At 40.9% G+C, this 16,954-nt stretch carries 12 protein-coding genes; 3 read left to right on the forward strand and 9 right to left on the reverse strand.

Going from position 1 to position 16,954, the window contains the following annotated elements:
- Positions 1-133 precede the first annotated feature (133 nt).
- A complete protein-coding gene (gene iadA, locus JOC78_RS15060) occupies positions 134-1,306 on the reverse strand; it encodes a beta-aspartyl-peptidase (protein ID WP_204557383.1) in 1,173 nt (390 codons plus the stop codon).
- 59 nt (positions 1,307-1,365) lie between these two features.
- Positions 1,366-2,862, reverse strand: coding sequence for a putative basic amino acid antiporter YfcC (yfcC, locus tag JOC78_RS15065; RefSeq protein WP_204557385.1), 1,497 nt, complete (start codon positions 2,860-2,862; stop codon positions 1,366-1,368).
- Between the two features lie 153 nt (positions 2,863-3,015).
- Here yfcC and JOC78_RS15070 point away from each other — a divergent pair, with 153 nt between their 5' ends.
- Entirely contained in the window at positions 3,016-5,037 is a 2,022-nt protein-coding gene (locus JOC78_RS15070) for a sigma 54-interacting transcriptional regulator (protein WP_204557395.1), read from the forward strand.
- A 140-nt stretch (positions 5,038-5,177) separates the two neighbouring features.
- Here JOC78_RS15070 and JOC78_RS15075 read toward each other — a convergent pair whose 3' ends face one another.
- The 4 genes from JOC78_RS15075 to JOC78_RS15090 all read right to left on the reverse strand — a co-directional run bounded on the left by JOC78_RS15075 (position 5,178) and on the right by JOC78_RS15090 (position 11,979).
- The gene (locus JOC78_RS15075) at positions 5,178-5,318 is read right to left on the reverse strand and encodes an FbpB family small basic protein (RefSeq protein WP_204557396.1); all 141 of its coding nucleotides are present in this window, start codon (positions 5,316-5,318) and stop codon (positions 5,178-5,180) included.
- 165 nt (positions 5,319-5,483) lie between these two features.
- A complete protein-coding gene (gene acnA / locus JOC78_RS15080; protein ID WP_204557398.1) occupies positions 5,484-8,204 on the reverse strand; it encodes an aconitate hydratase AcnA in 2,721 nt (906 codons plus the stop codon).
- A 213-nt stretch (positions 8,205-8,417) separates the two neighbouring features.
- Positions 8,418-10,922: an AAA domain-containing protein gene (locus tag JOC78_RS15085; protein ID WP_204557399.1), complete on the reverse strand. Its 2,505-nt coding sequence runs from the start codon at positions 10,920-10,922 to the stop codon at positions 8,418-8,420.
- A 112-nt stretch (positions 10,923-11,034) separates the two neighbouring features.
- Positions 11,035-11,979, reverse strand: coding sequence for a magnesium transporter CorA family protein (locus tag JOC78_RS15090; protein ID WP_204557402.1), 945 nt, complete (start codon positions 11,977-11,979; stop codon positions 11,035-11,037).
- Positions 11,980-12,195: 216 nt separating this feature from the next.
- Here JOC78_RS15090 and JOC78_RS15095 point away from each other — a divergent pair, with 216 nt between their 5' ends.
- Positions 12,196-12,501: a hypothetical protein gene (locus JOC78_RS15095; RefSeq protein ID WP_420829952.1), complete on the forward strand. Its 306-nt coding sequence runs from the start codon at positions 12,196-12,198 to the stop codon at positions 12,499-12,501.
- Positions 12,502-12,604: 103 nt separating this feature from the next.
- Here the strand turns inward: JOC78_RS15095 and JOC78_RS15100 are convergent, their stop codons facing one another.
- Entirely contained in the window at positions 12,605-14,752 is a 2,148-nt protein-coding gene (locus tag JOC78_RS15100; RefSeq protein ID WP_204557406.1) for a DNA topoisomerase III, read from the reverse strand.
- A 138-nt stretch (positions 14,753-14,890) separates the two neighbouring features.
- Between JOC78_RS15100 and JOC78_RS15105 the strand changes: the two genes are divergently transcribed.
- Positions 14,891-15,793, forward strand: coding sequence for an AEC family transporter (locus JOC78_RS15105; RefSeq protein ID WP_204557409.1), 903 nt, complete (start codon positions 14,891-14,893; stop codon positions 15,791-15,793).
- 35 nt (positions 15,794-15,828) lie between these two features.
- Here JOC78_RS15105 and tlp read toward each other — a convergent pair whose 3' ends face one another.
- Together tlp and JOC78_RS15115 are read right to left on the reverse strand one after the other, a co-directional pair.
- A complete protein-coding gene (tlp, locus tag JOC78_RS15110; RefSeq protein ID WP_420829954.1) occupies positions 15,829-16,071 on the reverse strand; it encodes a small acid-soluble spore protein Tlp in 243 nt (80 codons plus the stop codon).
- 84 nt (positions 16,072-16,155) lie between these two features.
- Positions 16,156-16,917, reverse strand: coding sequence for an ABC transporter permease (locus JOC78_RS15115; RefSeq protein WP_204557414.1), 762 nt, complete (start codon positions 16,915-16,917; stop codon positions 16,156-16,158).
- Positions 16,918-16,954 lie beyond the last annotated feature (37 nt).

Genomic DNA, 16,954 nt, shown 5'->3' on the forward strand with positions numbered 1-16,954 from the left:
TCACTATGGACACCCTTGCTTTTGGCTATGTACTTACCGCTACCAGGTCGTACTCGGGACTTTCACCCGTTAGAGTTCGCCCATGCTGGGCGAACGAAAAGGACTCGGAGTACATCCCCGAGTCCTTTTTTCATTATTCAAATGTTCCTTTTATCAGCGCCTTGCCTTCTTGGACCATGATCTGTCCCTTCGATATAACTGTATCAATTTCAAGCGTCTGTTCATTTAACAGAACAAGATCGGCATCCATTTGTTTTTTTATGAGCCCTTTTCTTCTCAGCTTTAATATCTTTGCCGGAGTGGATGTAATCACCTGGATAGCTGTCTCAAGAGGAATTCCTTCTATTAGTACAGCATCCCTTACTTCTTTAAAAAGAGAATTCACTTTTCCTAGCTTCAAGCCAATTAATTCACCTTGTTCATTAAAATCCGGGAGACTTGCCTGGCCATCTGAAGTAAAAGTTATTTGTTCGACCGGCACTTCAGCTTCCAGCGCGGTTTTTAATGCTCTGCTGCACTTAACCTCTCCTTCTTCTAAGAACTTAGGAATGGTGCTCGTAGTAAAATCAATGAATCCCCCTCTTTTAGCAAATTCTATCCCCGCTTTAAATAAATAAGAATTACGGTTGATATGAGTAGGATAGAATTGGGTAATCGGAATGTCAGTTTCATCAACCACCTGTTCTAAAAGTGTTAGACAATCCTTGCTGTCCCCTACGTGAACATTGACAATGCCCGCTTTGCCTGAAAGCATACCGCCAATTCTCGCAGCTGACGCGATTTTGGCCATTTCCTCTTTCGTCGGCTGAGAGGAACGGTGGTCCGCAATAGCGATCTCACCCGCTCCGATGATTTTATCAATGAGGATCAAATCATTTTCAATTGACCCTGTCAATGTTTTGACTGGCACTTGATAGGACCCTGTTTGCACATAGACAGTCAGCCCCTCTTCCTCTAAGCCTCTTGCTTTAGCAATTAGATTCTCCATCGTCCGCGTCGTGCCATCTGTTCCAATGACTCCAACTAGCGTGGTAATACCTGAGAGTGTAGCATCAGTTAAGTTTAATTCAGGCGTTCTCGTATGATAGCTGCCTTCACCGCCACCGCCTGTAATATGGACGTGGCCATCAATAAATCCAGGCACGAGAACCTTTCCTTGTGCATCAATGACTTCTATTTCAGCAAAGTCGGATGGCACATTAATCTGATCCGCTATCCGGCCAATCTTCTCGTCAATAATCAGCACATCTTGTTTGCCAAGCCGCTGAGGTGCATATACTTGTGCATTCTTAATTAACTTCAACATATTTGTCATTAACTCCTTTGCCATTCACTTCACTAAACGATTCATTCACCCCGTCGGATTTAAAAATCGATTAGAACTGCCCCAATTACAAATACACTTGATAAAATGAACATCAATATCATAAATTTCAAAATAAATTTCGCCCAAGTTCCCCATTCAATTCTCGCTGCACCGAGCGTTCCCATTAGCGCTGCTGAGGTCGGAACTAAAATGTTTGTCAGTCCGTCTCCAAGCTGAAAGGCAAGAACGGCTACTTGTTTTGAAACGCCAGTAATATCAGCCAATGGAGCCATTAATGGCATCGTCAAAGCGGCCTGCCCTGAACCGGATACAACGAAGAAATTAAAAATGGATTGAAAAACATACATAAACCATGCGGACAATACGACCGGAAACCCTTCCATCGCTTGACTTGCCCCGAAGAGCATTGTATTTAATACAGAAGGTTCAGCGGGGCTGTCTCCGCCTAAAATAATGACGATTCCTTTAGCCATCCCGACAATTAAGGCAGCCGGCAATAGATCTTTGGCTCCTGCTGTAAAGCTTTCTGCTATATCGTTCACTGTCATGTTGTTCAGTTTAAAAAGGACGCCAATGATTCCAGCCACAAGTCCCATTGTGAAGAATTGAGAGGCGATCTCAGGAATGTAATACGCACGCTCTACGACTCCCCAAACCACCCAGACAATTCCTGCAACTACTGTTACTATCACCAGAAGATGCCCTAGATTAAATGCCGATTTTAAGCTGCCCGTTTCCGCATCTTTAAAGTAAAGATCTGACTCTTTTGTTACTGAAAGCTGGGGGTTTTTTTTGATTTTAGATGCGTAAACCATCGTGAAAACAATTCCAGTTAAAGTGAATACTGCCCACATCGCCATTCGAAATCCTGATCCCGATAATACCGGCACTCCAGCTACACCTTGCGCAATCGATACCCCAAATGGATTCATCCATGATGTCGCAAAGCCAATCTGTGTCGCCACATACGTAATCATTACCCCGACAATGGCGTCGTAGCCGATTCTAATTATGACCGGAACTAAGATCATGGCAAACGCGATCGCTTCTTCTCCCATGCCAAATACGGCCCCCCCAAGAGAAAATAAGAAGAAGATGACAGGGATCATCAATCCTTCCCTGCCTTTTGTTTTAACGATCACTTTCATTAGGCCTTCATCAACAGCCTGCGTTCTCATGATGATTCCGAAAGAGCCGCCGATAATAATAATAAATGCTACAACACCAACTGCTGATCCCCATTTATCTCCGGAAACCATTCCTTCAAACACATAATTTAAAAATCCAGTCTCTCCTCCGCCTTCGAATAAAGAGGTGCCGTCTGTTTGCTTTTCTCCCGCCTCATTCATTGAATAAGTAAAGCTATCTGGTTTCACAACCGTTTTCGTCACTTCACTGCCGTCTTTTTCATACGTTACTTCTTCAGTCTCGAATTGTCCCTTTGGCACTACATACGTAAGAGCTGCTGCTAGAAGAACAACAAAGAAAACAATGACAAACGTATGCGGCATTTTCCAAGTTTCATTTTGTTTCATCTCTTCTCCTCCTTTGCTTTTCTGTATATTAATTATTGCAATTTTTGTGCCATGGCAGAGATTGCTTACATTCACTACTTTAAGTTAAAATAGGGTTAAAAATTATTAACCTATTTAACCAAATAACCTATTTAAAACCTAAAAGGAGAGACAATGACCATTTATAAACAATTAGCGTTAATCACTGGTTCCATTCAGACAAAAGAACAATTACATCAGCAGTTAGTTCAAATTTTTGGAGAATATATTAAAATAGAAAGCTACGCTGTGGATGAATCTGTCCCTCTTTCCTTCACCAACAAGATGATCGTCTACTCTTCTCATGCTGTTAAGGATGAAACGACTAACTTACACATAACCGGCTGCAGGGAGATTATCTCTAAGCGCACGGCCAACTATGATTATATCGATCAATTATTTTTATTAAAGAAAAACACGAAAGTTTTGTATGTAAATGATTCATTTGAATCCGCAGCTGAAGCCATAGATAACTTGCTGCACCTTGGTATGGACCATCTAGAATATATCCCCTATTCAAAAAGCCTCCCTGTTCCGTTCCAAATAGATGCAGCGGTCACACCCGGGGAAAATGAGTTAGTTCCGTCTTTCATCACCCATACCATTAACCTTGGCGTGAGACTGATAGATATTCATACGATCATTCAAATTGCTGATTTCTTCCAGTTGCCTGAAGCAACCGTAACGAGTGTAACGAATCGATATTTAAAGAAAATTATTGATTTAAGCCAAAAGCTCTCGTCCATTTCCCAAAAAGCCAAGTCGTTAAATCACTTTTTAGAAAAAGTGGTGGACGGTGTCAATGATGGAATTTTGGCTTTCACTGCCAACGGACAAATCACCGTATTTAACGAAGGACTGTCTAGAATGACAGGATGGTCAGCTGACCAGGCGATCGGAAAAGAACTCACCCGAATCTTTAAAGACGAGAAGATGGCTGAGTTTTTATTATATGGACAAGAAGAGGGAAACCAATACTTTTCGTTTGCTCACTCTAATGCAATGGTTTCAAGATTCTACCTCAAAGATGAAAAGACCATTGTTGCCACCTTTAAAGATGTCGACGAGACAATTAAAATGGAAAAGCTGCGCCACACCGACCTCCAAAAGAAAGGGTATCTATCTAAGTACAGCTTTCATGACATTATTGGGAATAGTTCCATTCTCGAAACCACCAAAAAAACAGCCGGGAAATTAGCAGCCGTCGAGTGGCCCATTCTTATTTTTGGAGAAACAGGCACCGGAAAAGAATTATTTGCAGGAGCCATCCATCAAGCCTCACCTAGAAAAGACAAGGCCTTTGTCGCTGTGAACTGCAGTGCACTCTCGGAGGATTTGCTTGAAAGTGAATTGTTTGGTTACGAGGAAGGTTCTTTTACAGGCGCCAAGAAAGGCGGAAAAAAAGGATTATTTGAACAAGCGGATGGCGGCACTTTATTTTTAGACGAAATCGGCGATATTAGCTCCAAGCTGCAAGCACGCCTGCTTCGTGTTCTCGAAGAAATGGAAGTACGTAGAATTGGAGGAGATAAACATATTCCAATTAACGTGAGAATTATTGCGGCGACTAACAAAGATCTGCACGCGAAGACGATGGACGGTTCTTTTCGAGCTGATCTATACCATCGCCTAAAAGTTCTCTATCTGCAATTGCCATCGCTGACGGAGAGAAAAGAGGACATACCTCTCCTAATCCGCCATTACTTAAATGAAATGAACAAACAAGATTTAGTTCTGCTTCCTGAAACTTTCCGCCTCCTAATGGACTATCATTGGCCTGGAAATGTAAGAGAGTTAAAGAATATGATCCAATATGTAGTAACGGTAGCTGACGATCAAGTCTTACCTGGGCACCTTCCTATTCAGCTACAAACAGAAGAAACACCCGTTCTTTCTGATAAAAAGCGAGAGTGGGTATCCCTTTTACAAATTATTTCAAAAGGCAATGCAGAGCGGCAATCCGTTGGGCGCAAATCTTTATCTGCACAGCTGCCTCCAACCTGTAAGCTAACAGAACAGCAAATTCGTACAAGATTAAAAGAACTGCAATCATTAGGGTACATTGTCATTTATAAAGGCCGCAGAGGCAGCCAAATGACTAGCGCAGGTGAGAAATTTCTCTCTGAAAACATTCACGCCGTCACTTTGCATGACTAGTAAATAAAAAAAGTTGGCTCAAATAGGTGAAATATTTATTTCACTCATTTGAGCCAACTCTGTTAAACATATATAACGGGATTGATTGCATAAGATAAGCAAGCAGTATCAATTGGCGCAGATCTTTAACTGCAGCGTTCTCACTTTGCTTGTTTTAATTTAAGCTCTAATCGTTCTTCGATTTTTTCTTCTAACAATCTCATCGCTTCTGCATCTCCCATTAATTCCTGCTTGTTTTCCTTCACTAAGTCAGCAAATGACTTCTTTCTCATCTTTCTCATTTTATTGCCCTCCTTCCGTCTCATCGTTATCTATATCTTACCCTCTTTCAACCTTATGTATACGGAATATTCTAATAATTTTACTGGAACTATAGGAAATATGTATGCTTCTAGTTTAAATAAGGAAAACCCCTTGCTGTAACAGCAAGGGGCAAACATTTATGATTATGCTTTTACGTCAGCTAATTTTCCGCGAAGAACCATTTGAAGGATTCCACCGTGACGGTAGTAATCTACTTCAACATCAGAATCAAAACGCACAAGCGCTTGGAATTCTTTCTTTTCTCCATCTTCATTTGTAGCTGTTACAGTAACTACATCACGAGGTTTCACTGAATCTTCAAGGTTCACTTCAATAACTTCTTTGCCAGTCAAACCAAGTGTAGTCGCATTTTCTCCCAATTTAAATTGCAATGGAAGAACACCCATCATGACTAGGTTAGAACGGTGAATACGCTCATAGCTTTCAGCAATAACCGTCTTCACACCTAGCAGGCTTGTTCCTTTAGCAGCCCAGTCACGAGAAGATCCCATTCCGTAATCTTTACCAGCAAGAACAGCAAGACCTGTACCGTCTTCTTGATACTTCATGCAAGCATCGTAGATCGGCATAATTTCTTCTGTAGGCCAGTAAGTTGTGAATCCACCTTCTGTACCTGGTGCTACTTGGTTACGGATACGGATGTTAGCGAATGTACCGCGCATCATTACTTCGTGGTTACCGCGTCGTGAACCATAAGAGTTGAAGTCACGAGGCTCAACACCTTTAGAGCGAAGGTACTTACCAGCTGGTGTATCCTTGCCGATCGCACCTGCAGGAGAGATATGGTCAGTTGTTACTGAATCGCCGAAGCGGCCCATTACACGCAATCCTTTAAGCGGCTGAATCTTCTCTGGAGCTGCAGACAGACCTTCAAAGAATGGAGGGTTCTGAATGTACGTAGAATCATCATTCCAGCTGTAAAGAGCTTCATTGCTTGTTTGGATTTGGTTCCAGCGTGAGTTGCTGTCAAATACGCGCTCGTACTCTTTACGGAATACTTCAGGAGTAACCGCACGCTGTACAGCTTCTTTCACTTCCTCAGTGCTTGGCCAGATATCTTTAAAGAATACGTCTTTTCCATCTTTATCTTGACCGATTGCATCTTTAGCAAAATCAATATTCACTGTTCCAGCTAGTGCATATGCTACTACTAACGGAGGTGATGCCAGGTAGTTAGCTTTTACAAGCGGGTGAATACGGCCTTCAAAGTTACGGTTACCGGAAAGAACAGATGTGACAAGAAGATCTGAATCAGCCACTGCTTTTTCAATTTCGTCTTTTAATGGACCTGAGTTACCGATACAAGTTGTACAGCCGTAACCAACTGTGTTAAAGCCGATTTTATCCATATATTCTTGCAAACCAGCATCGCGAAGGTAGCCAGTAACTACTTTCGAACCTGGAGCTAGAGATGTTTTTACGTATTTCGGTACTTCTAGACCAAGTTCAACAGCTTTTTTCGCCACTAAACCTGATGCAAGCATTACGTATGGGTTAGAAGTGTTTGTACAAGATGTGATCGCAGCAATTGCCACTGCTCCTGTTTTCATCTCCACTTTTTCGCCGTCAGCAAACTTTACAGTCGTTGTTTTTTCTAATTCTTTTTCTCCTAATCCGAAACCTTGGTTTCCTTCAGGAGCACTAACTGAAGTTTGGAATGCTTTTTGCATGTTTGATAGCGGAATTAAGTCTTGCGGACGTTTTGGACCTGATAGGTTCGGTTCAATTTCAGCAAGGTTAATTTCAACTACATCTGTGTAAACAGGCTCTTCATTTTCAGGTGTGAAGAACATGTCATTTTCTTTTAAATATTGCTCTACAACTTTAATGTGGCTTTCTTCACGGCCAGTTAAACGCATGTAATCTAGTGATTCTGCATCTACTGGGAAGAATCCGCAAGTAGCTCCGTACTCAGGTGCCATGTTAGCAATTGTTGCACGGTCAGCAAGCGGCAATACCGCTACGCCAGGGCCGAAGAACTCAACGAATTTACCAACTACGCCTTTAGAACGCAATACTTGAGTTACTTTAAGAGCTAAGTCAGTAGCCGTCGCGCCGTTAGGAAGTTCTCCTGTCAGCTTCACACCCACTACTTCTGGGATTGGGAAGTAAGATGGCTGTCCAAGCATGCCAGCTTCCGCTTCGATACCGCCAACACCCCAGCCTAGAACACCGATCCCATTGATCATCGTTGTATGAGAATCTGTACCGACTAAAGTATCCGGATACGCTTCCAATTCACCATCAGCTGTTTCTACTGCATGTACCACGTTCGCTAAATACTCAAGGTTAACTTGGTGAACGATACCTGTTGCAGGAGGAACTGCACGATAGTTATCAAATGCCTTTTGAGCCCAGCTTAAAAACTCGTAGCGCTCTGCATTTCTTTCAAATTCAAGTTCCATATTTCTTTCAAGTGATTCCTGAGTTCCATAAGTATCAACCTGAACAGAGTGGTCAATAACTAAATCTACTCCGATTTCAGGGTTAATGACATCTGGGTTTCCTCCCATATCAGCCATTGCTTTACGAAGTGAAGCAAGGTCAACAACTACAGGAACGCCCGTGAAGTCTTGCAGGATAACACGAGAAGGCTTAAAAGGAACTTCTGCTTCTTTAACATCTGCAGATCCCCAATTTGCCAAGTTTTCAACATGCTCTTTTTTGATTACATAGCCGTCATATTGACGAAGGACGGATTCTAAAAGCACCTTAACAGAATAAGGCAGGCGAGAAACTTTTGCCACACCCGCTTCTTCTAACGCTGCGATGCGATAATAATTGTAACGCTTACCATCAAGCTCAAATTTCGAACGGGCATTAAATACATCATTCTTTGCCATCCCGATTCCCCCTCTATTTATAAATATGTAATGTAAGCCGAAAAGCGGGAAATAAAATTATTTCTTACTTTTCATACATTTCCATCATAATACAAGGAATTGTATAAGTAAATAACTAGAATTGAATTGTAATTGATAAGAATTTCTTATCAATTACAATTCTTTCAAAACTATTCAAAAGGATGAATTGCTTTGGCCTTCCATATACAAACTCTAGACGAACCTGACAATATCATAGGTTTGATGGCAGCCTTGACAAACACCCTCCACCTTCTTTCCCGTCCACTCCGCAGAAATCGGACGGCTGCAGGAACTGCACTCAGCATTTACCCATTGAAAGTACTTATTCAACGTATGTTTAGAAATAAATTCCTCATATCCGCATCTCTCGCATTCTGTACGCACATACTGATTGGCAATAATTCGCATAGATATACAACCGCTGCATTGCCTGCACCTGACATAGCTTGAACAATAGTCCCTTAACGTCTGTTTCGGCAAATGCGCATTCTCTGCTTTCGTTTGCTTAAACCAAGTCTTTAGCTCTAGTGTATTATTCTCAGGACTGAACAGATCGTTGAACACTTTAATAAATTCTTCTGATTTAATCCTGATTTGAATATTGGGCAATGGGGCTCCTAGCCAAAATATTTCATCGTCAATGATGATAAAAGGATAGGGCACTGTCACAAATTTCATTTCGACTTGTTTAAAAGGCGTCTTTTTTAGTTTACATAATAATATTATAGAAACTTTATTCTCGATTTTTTTAAGAAGTGCCCAGAATTTTTTAGACGGTTTTGAACGAGGCGGCAAGCCAATGACGACAGATCTTTTAGCTTTCAATACATCTTTCATCCAGGCTATCTCGTCATTTCCAGAAAAACTTTTCAATTTCTTATTCATTTGGCGCTCTTCTTTAAATAATGTATCTAAACCATTTACACGATTGGCCTTTTGAAAATGCCTGGTCAGCTTTCTGATCAATTGTGCAGGAGAAACGGTTCTTTGCAGGAAGCTTTCATCAGCTAAAAGAATAAACTTCCCTCTCGCTCTCGTCATAGCCACGTTTATTAGCCGCTCACTTATATCACCCGTCAGGATACGTCCCGCCGCCAATTGGGGTGAACTGTCCGTGGCATCAAAAATAATCATATCCCGTTCTGAACCTTGAAATTTATGAACGGTCGCTGCCGCAAGGAATTGTTCTGCGTGTTCTTTTGGGAAAAATGTGGTCAAACACGCGTTCATCAATTGAGCTTGCGCACGGTAAGGAGTAATGTATCCGATTGATTCTATTCCGCTGGCCCTAGCTTCAAAGATCAGCTGCAGCGCAGACATTAGAGATAGAAGATTATATTTAGACGATGAATTTCCCTCTTTTAAACTAAGCGGCCATTCCGACTCTATGTTAACCATCACGGCGGCGCTTTTTGCAAACGGCCTTTTATTCGAGATTGCTTCTCGAGCTCTGTCCATTCCCGCAGCATCAAAAACTTTACTTTGATAAATTTCTTTATTCGTAAAGGCAGATATTTCTGGGTGCATTCTCCTTTGGGTGTCGAGCATAAATAAATGAGGATGCCCTTTTGGACTGAATGCGGCATTTGCAATTCCTGAGTGGTGAAAAATATCCTGTTTCAGCCATTTGGATGCTAGCGGATGACGGCTTAATCCGATAGGCGGCAGCTGCTTAAAATCTCCGCATATGATGATATGCTCACCAAGCGTTGCCGCAAATGCCAGCTGAGGCACATAAGCCATGCTCGCTTCATCCACGATGACTAAATCATATTCCTGTGAATAAACAACGGGGTCAATAGCCGATTTAGACAAAGTGGATCCCAGCACTTTTGCATTTTGTGCCAGGTCATTCACTTCTTTTTCCCACTCTTTCTTCACTTTTGACAGTTCCCGGTCCTTACGGCGAAGAAAACTATCTTGCTCCAGTTCTTTCTTTTTTTCATATAAAGCAGCATTTTTTTGAGCAGCGAGTGCCCCTGCATATAAGTCCATGTTCTCCGCTGGCTCATTATGAAGCATCGTTCCGTGCCTTAACACCTCACCCGTTTTCCACTTGCCTTTTAATTTTAAAAAATGATACAGCTCTTTTAACAGCACATCAGCTGCCGCATTGCTTTGGGCAAGAATTAATACTTTTCTCCCTTTCAAGTAATGAGCGGCGGCTAATCTTGCTAGTGTATATGTTTTTCCTGTCCCAGGCGGACCCCAAATATAAGTGACCGGATTATATTTCGCGCGGAGGACGGCTTCATGAAGACGATTTTTCACCTTTACTTTCGGATGCTGATCCGGCATATCAGGATAGAGAAGCTGATTCATCCGCTTCATCCCTTTGGCTGTTTCTTCTGCTTCCTCAATCCGCTCAGATAATTTTTGCAAAAGCTCCCAAGGTTCATTAAAAAGACTCGCGGAATCAATGTCGTTTCCTAAGTAATCATCAAGTTCAATGATCACTTCCCTTCCGCGAGCAGAAAGCAGAACCCCCTGACATTCAGCGTCTTTCGTTTCTAGACGAATAGGAGAATTATCTGGAATCCACATGTCCCAGGCACTTTGAAAAGAATAGATCGATTTTTTATCAGTTTGGGAAAGACAATCTCCGTTTCTTATAGGGATGCCTGCTCCGCCTTGATCCTTTAAAGCATAAATTTCCTGCTCAATGGCGATTTTCCATTCATTAATGACTTGTTTCATCTATATGACACTCCAATAAAGATACTTACTTTTTCAGCTTGTCCAGCATAACAAAAAAACCTGCTTCTTACAGCAGATTTTTATATAGAACACATGGAAATTGTTGAAGGATTTATTTAAAAAATGAATTCTTTTTTTGCACTCTTAAAATATCGCCCATCCATCCCTTTTTCTTTAAATATATATATACGCCTACTGATGAGGCAATAATTAATCCCCATGATAATAAGTAACCCAGTTTCCATTCCAGCTCCGGCATGACTTTAAAGTTCATTCCCCATATGGCTCCCCAGACAGTGGCCGGGGTAAATAAAGTGGTAATGACTGTCAAGGTCTTCATAATTTCATTGCCTCGATGACTAGATACAATGTTTTCAAGTTCAACCAAGCCTGAGATCTCTTCTTGATATTCATTTATTAATGACCGTGCTCTTTCCACTCGATGAAACGTTTGTTTATAATAATACGCCTCTCTTACCTCTTCTCCAAAAGCTTCTATTACCCCCATGCGCACTTCTAACGCTGGAGTCGTCAAGTTTTTCCATATAAGCAATTCATGTCTGGTTTGAACAATTTGATCAAGAAGGTCTGTATTATTTTTCTCTTTAATATTCCAAAGCAAATCGCGCAGCCTGCTTTCAAAGCAATCGATTTTTTGCAGAATATGAGTGACGATTTCTCCAATCAGAGTCAGAAAGCCTTCAATTGGCGTTTCACACTGTTCCATTTTTGCTTTCATTTTCTTCTGATCTGCTTCATCTAATAATGAGAGGTTCAGTCTATCGGTAATAAAAAAATCTCTAGTTAAATAATAATGGAAAATATCTTTTTTGCCTTTTTCCTCTACGTCCTGGAAATAGATGATAGACCCCCACATGACCTCTTTTCCAGGATCTTGAGTATTCATATTCAATGTATTTATATCTTCATTTTTTTCAATGCTGTCTAACCAGTCATTGCACGTATGATATTTTTCGGTCAGCTGTTTAAAATCTATATCCTCTGACTCATCAATTTCAAACCACGTCCACTTATTTTCATTAAATGTATACTTCATATTGATTTCTCCTTTAATCCGGCTCTGCAGCTATTCTACCTTTCATACTGCCTTCATCTTTACCCCTTTATAAATATCAGTGAAACTATATATATGAAATGAATTTTTTTCCAACAGCGCGATCAAGATGGTTTTAATTCTTCTCTTTCGGGTAAACTTAATTATGGATGAAAAATTAACTAATTAGCTGTATTTTTGACAAGGAGGAAGAGAATTATGTTTGGTAAAAATATGGGAAATGCTAGAAACAATCAAAAAAGCGGTGGGCTTGGGTATATGCTATTAGGTGCAAGTGCTGCTGCCTGGTGGCTGTCAAAAGATGAAAACCGCACTAAGTTTGATAGCTTTATGAAGCAAGCGAAAAAGAAACTAAATTCAAATGCTACCCCTTCTAAAGAGGAATTCCCTGTATTAAAAGCAGGACACCCAGACCCTGAAGATGTGGAAGATAACAAAATGGTCGAAGAAGGTTCTCAATTTGGTGTAAAATATTATAATGAAAAAGAACAACAAAAAAAATAATACTAAAAAACAGTCCTTTTACATGATAGGACTGTTTTTTCATTTCATCATACGCTTTTCTTAAGGAAGAGACGCTGCTCATTTTGAATGTAGCGTCTCTTATTTATTTCTCAAACGAAAATTGGATTTTACTTTTTGTTTCGTCTAAGGATAACATGGCATTAAACGTCTGATCCCCTTTTTTAAACCCTTTAATAAGTTCCGTTTTTCCGGCCGCGATCAGTTTTTTTACATTTGTTTGCGAGATTTTCTTGCCTAGAATTTTCTTTGAAACTGTAAATTTGCAGTTTGATTTTTTATAATTAGAACACCCGTAAAATTCACCTTTATCTACAATATCACCAGAGCACAAGGGACAGCTTCCGATTTTTTTGCCCACCGTAAATTTGGAGTTCAGCCGCTGGATTGACTCTGTATTGTATCTGCTGAAATCCCAATTAGGTTCATTGTTGGCTGCATCTTCAATTATTTTGCCAGCAAGCTTTTTGGTTTGTTCAATAAATTGCAAAGGGGATGCTTTTCCTTCTCCGATGTCAGCTAACCGCTGTTCCCATTTAGCCGTCATTTCTGGTGAAGCTAAGATCTCATCTCCTATTGCACCAATTAGCACCTTCGCTTTATCCAGTGCAAACACTTGGTTTTTCTTTACTTCAATATACTTTCTGTCTTTAAGCATGGTAATGATGCTTGCTCGGGTTGCTTCCGTTCCCAATCCTTCTGTTTTTTTTAGAACTTTCTCCAGTTCCTCATTATCGAGGTATTTTCCTGCCGTTTTCATTAATGTGATTAACTGCCCTTCCGTATAGCGTTTAGGCGGATGGGTTTTACCAGATTTCACTTGGACTTTTTGTACCGCACCTGTCTCTCCTTTTTCTAAAGCAGGCAGGATCACATCTTTTTCTTCTTTTTGCACGATCACTTTTCTCCAGCCTTCATTTATTAATTGCTTACCTTTAGAAACAAATTCAGCCCGTCCATCCACCAATGTAATGATTGTTGAATAATCAAACACTGCAGCCGGATAATGAGCAGCGATTAAACGGCGCACAATTAAGTCGTATATCAGCCTTTCATCTGACGGCAGATTCTTCGGATCCTTGACTTGTTCAGTCGGAATGATCGCATAGTGATCGGACACCTTTTTCTCATTTACGAATCTTTTATTTCCTGCAATCGAATCAGATGGAGCCGGGAGAAGCGATTGATAGTCGGTGAAACCACCGAGTTTTTTTAAGATCTCAGGAAAGGTCGCAGCCTCTCCCTCCGTCACGTAATTGGAATCCGACCGCGGATAAGAAATGATTCCCTTCTGATATAAAGACTGGGCGATATCAAGCGTCTTTTTCGGTGAAAACTTAAATGCTTGATTGGCAGTTGCCTGCAAAGAAGATAGATTAAATAGTAAAGGTGGCTGAAATTCTTTTCGTTCCATTTTCATCTCTCGAATTTCGGCAGGCTTTCCTTTGCAAAATGCCGCAATTTTATCCGCAAGTTCCTGCTGATGCAAACGAGATTCCCCATTTTTCTCCCATTTCCCTTGAAACTTCTTTCCGTTCATTTCAAAATCAGCGATCACTTCCCAAAAAGGTTCCGATTGAAACTCTTCAATTTCCTTTTCCCGCTTAACAATTAAGGCTAGAGTTGGAGTCTGAACGCGTCCTGCGGAAAACAAGTCGTTCATTCCATGTTTCTTTAATAAAATGCTAAAGGCTCTTGATGCATTCATTCCAATCAGCCAGTCAGCACATGATCTTGTATAAGCTTCGAAATACAGATTTTTTGTCGCTTCGCCTTCTAGCAGCTGTTCAAAACCTTGTTCGATGGCGCTTTTTGTTAAAGAGGAAATCCAAAGCCTCTTCATCGGCTTATTCACCCCGCACAGCTGAATGATATTCCTTATAATTAATTCTCCTTCTCTCCCTGCATCACCGGCATGAATGATTTCGGTCACTTCCGGCTTTTTCAATAAACTTTTCACGAGATTAAACTGTTTATATTTCGATTTTGTCACTTCGTATTGAAATCTCTCAGGAATCATTGGCAGTGTATCCAGCTTCCACTTCTTCCATTCAGATTGATAGTATTCAGGCGGACAAAGCTGGGTTAAGTGCCCGATCGCCCAAGTCACATATGCTCCTTTAGGGAACAATCTGTTTGGTTCAATTTCTAAATATCCGTCACGCTTTTTAACCGTAAATGGTGAAGCCAGCGTGCGGCCTTGATCCGGTTTTTCAGCAATAATTACTTTCATGTACATTTCTCCTTACTAGTGCTGTCTTTATTATATCTATTAAAATAAGAGGTTTCATTCAATTGATTTTATATGAATGGTAAACTAAAAGAGGATGATTAAACTGAGGTTATGAATCTTTTGCCAAAGGAGAGTAAAATGGAGTTTCTTAATGTGCTGCTTCCTGTATTCGGTATCTTCGCACTCGGATTTATCGGGGAGAAAAAAATAGGGTTTGATACGAAAACGATTTCCACGATGTCTCTTTACTTAATGTCGCCTGTTCTCGTATTTCGGACGTTTTATTCGACAGAGTTCAATCAAGACTATCTATATATGACGATGTATTCTGTGGTTCTTTGTTTTGCCCTAATAGCTATTGTATATGCCTTTGCCTACATACGTAAATACTCTGTGACAGAAACTTGCGCCATAATTTTAGCATCGGTGTTTATGAACAGCGGAAATTACGGAACACCTGTTGTATTGTTATTGTTTGGGACAGCTGGTTTTGAATATGGAGTTATACTAATGGTCATTCAATCTCTTGTCATGTGTACAGTGGGAATTTACTTTGCTGCAAAAGGCAGTCCTGGGGCGGATGGAATACGCTCTTCACTTAGAGCTGTACAGCGTATGCCCATTATTTATGGGGCGATGACAGGCGGCCTTTGCCAGCTGCTGCACATTCCTGTCAGTTCTTCGGTTCAACAAGCAGTCGATCTTGTTGCGGATGCAGCGATTCCTACTATCATGATCGTTTTAGGCATGCAGCTGGCGAAAATCTCGATCAAACAGCTGCAATTTGAAAAGCTTGGACTTACATTGTTGATCCGGTTTGGCCTCTCTCCGCTCATTGCTTTCATCATCACGATTTTTCTGCCCGTTGATGAAATGATCCGTCAAATCATGATTATTACAGCAGCCATGCCAACAGCGGCCAATACGACGATGTATGCGATTCAATTTCATACAGAGCCTGAGTTTGTGTCTAGCGCTACTCTCATCAGTACTTGGTTAAGCCTGATTGTCTTACCCATTATTTTTTTGATCGTATTATAACCATAACAAAAGGGCGCCGAGGCGCCCTTTTTCTATTATTGCTCGTTTCTATATCCGTTTTCGCGAGCAGCTGACTCTTCTTGAATTTCATTTCTGAAGCTCTCGATGCTTTCTTCACGGCGATTATTTTTTTCTTCAATGTTTGCACGTTCTGCAGCTGTTGCATTTTGCATAGTCGCTTCTGACTTTTCAATATTTTCGATCGTGTTTTCCACCATATTTTCTAATCTTTCCACATTATTTTCGCGGTTATCTGGATTATTTCTGTTCATTATAATTCCTCCCAAATGATATGATATGGCCTTGCAAGACATATCATGCCCCGCTCTTTTTAAAAATATGACATACATGACCAAGAAATTTTAGCGTTTTTCTGTTTCCGCTACAAGCTGCTGGTATTGATTAAAATAGAGCGGATAAGTTAAAAATCCTAAGAAAATACTTGTAAAAGCTGCAGCTGAGAGCAAGGAGAAGACAATCAGCAATTGATACCGGACCGCCTCTACAGGATCCGCACCTGCGATAATCTGACCCGTCATCATTCCAGGCAGCTGCACAAGACCGATCGTTTTTGCACTGTCGATCGTCGGAATCATGCTCGCTTTTACCGCATCTTTAACAATTAGGCTGACCGCTTGTTTAGGGGTGCCGCCTAAAGAGAGAACGACCAGAACTTCTTGCTTGCGATTGCGAAGCTCAGAAGCGAGCCTATTTAAAAGCAAACTGGATATAACCATAGAACTGCCAATAATCATGCCGCTGATTGGAATAACGTAGCGAGCAGTCGGAGGAATGATATTTAAGCTAAGCATAAAAAACATCGTCATCAATTCAACAGCTAATAAAACGGCACCTACACGCCAAAACATTCCCTGCTTAGCTTCTCCTCTTCTGACCACGTTCTGTGAAGCTACAGTTATCATTAAGGAGATCATGAGCAGCAAAAAGATGTAGCTGTCTGCCTCAAACACAAAAGATAATAAGTAGCCTACAATCAGCAGCTGAATGGTCGAGCGCACAGCGGCGATTAGCATATCTTTTTCGAGTCCAAGTTTAAGTCTATTAGATAAGATGACGGCCACTAATACAAAGACGAGAGCAAGCATTAATGTGAAAAGATTCATGATGTTCTCCCCTGCCATTCACCTTTTAAAAACAACT

The sequence above is a fragment of the Bacillus ectoiniformans genome (assembly GCF_016908875.1).
Taxonomy (GTDB): domain Bacteria; phylum Bacillota; class Bacilli; order Bacillales; family Domibacillaceae; genus Bacillus_BX; species Bacillus_BX ectoiniformans.